The sequence below is a fragment of the Saccharospirillum impatiens DSM 12546 genome, assembly GCF_000423605.1.
Lineage (GTDB): Bacteria > Pseudomonadota > Gammaproteobacteria > Pseudomonadales > Natronospirillaceae > Saccharospirillum > Saccharospirillum impatiens.
This window is the reverse complement of sequence record NZ_AUIH01000150.1, coordinates 1-1299: the sequence shown is the minus strand read 5'-3', so window position 1 is coordinate 1299 and position 1299 is coordinate 1. Positions and strand designations below refer to the sequence as shown.

The following is a 1299-nucleotide window of genomic DNA, read 5'->3' as shown; positions in this document are numbered from 1 at the left end:
GCTTGGCCATGATTGCCTCGGACGTCGATGAATGAGGCTTGAGATTATCGCGCGGGAAGGCTCAGTAGAATGACTCCCTAAAATGAACGCTTACTTGATACTGAGGCTCTTTTGTTGCACCCAGAGGCTGAAGTCGGCGCCCGAGCTTTGCACAAAGTTGGTCTGTGCGATGTGGCTGTGCTCGGTGGCGGCCTGGTGGTGAATGGCCCCGTCTTCGGTTTGGGTAAGGCTGGTGTTTTTAACCGATTGGGTGCGGTCGGCGCCGATGCGTTCTTCGAGCTGAGCGCCAGCCTTGATGTTAATGCTCAGGCTTGCGTAGAGGTTGATGCTGCCGTAAATGGCCATCAGATGGATGTAAGGTTCAGCTTCCCGGGCGTTCAGTTCCAGGCGCACTTGCCGGTCGAAGGTGTGCAGGGCAATCCGGGTGGCTTTGGGGCTGTCGTCGAAGGTGAGTTCGTTCTGGCCGGGGGTGACGATGCGGCTTTGGGCGCCGTTATCGGCGGTGACGGGTCCGCCTTGCCGCTGGCCCGGAACGAAGCCGACGATCATCGGGCGCGAGGGGTCATTATCCAGGAAGGTGACCAGGGCACGGCTTTGGTCGAGCAAGGGGAAGTGCCAGCCAGTGGGGTCGGTGGCGTCTTCCTGTGGGCTGGCATAGGGCACCAGTCGACTGGTTTTCGGACTGGCCAGGCTAATGCCACGAGCGCTGCGATCAAAATCGGCCCGGAAGTAGTAGTGCCCATCGGTCCCCAGTTCGGCGTGGTCGTACCGGCTTTCAATGCGCACCGGGAAGAGGTGCGGCAAGGCCGCTGGCTCTGCCAGTCGCGGGCGCGGCGGTGTAGCCCGGGGAATAACAACGGCGGTATTGCGGTATTGCGGTATTGAACGCCTGCTGTGGCGTTCGACTCGGCGGTGTGGGTCACTTCCACCATGCGATACTCGCCGGTCGGGCAATCGTAGAGTTTCTCTTCATTCCCACGCCGGTTGAGTGCAAGGTTTCAGCTCGTTGCAGTGAAAGTAATCGTCACTGGCTGTTTCTTGCATCTGGCTGATGTGCTCAGGCAACTCGGTTAGGACGGTGTCGGGTAAGCCGAGATAAGACACATTCTCGATGAAAGGAATCTCATTGAAGTCTGTGATATTCGTCATATACAGATTCAGACCGGACAGACCGGTCAGCTCTTTCAAGGGCAATACCGTGGTGATGGGCACCCCCCCCAGATTCAACGTTTGGAGACTGCCCATCTCGGCCAGGTACGCCAAATCATCATTGGTAAAGTCAGTACCACTGATGCTGAG

General features: G+C 58.0%; 2 protein-coding genes. Both read right to left on the bottom strand.

Features of this window, described 5'->3' with window-relative positions; all coding sequences use genetic code 11:
* Nucleotides 1-90 precede the first annotated feature (90 nt).
* Nucleotides 91-954 carry a type VI secretion system Vgr family protein gene (locus tag G565_RS0120980; protein WP_157600199.1) on the bottom strand — a complete coding sequence of 288 codons (864 nt, stop codon included), beginning with the start codon at nucleotides 952-954 and terminating at the stop codon, nucleotides 91-93.
* Nucleotides 955-969: 15 nt separating this feature from the next.
* Nucleotides 970-1299, bottom strand: a 330-nt coding sequence (locus G565_RS27135; RefSeq protein ID WP_037340964.1) for a leucine-rich repeat domain-containing protein, incomplete at its 5' end; no start/stop codon positions are given.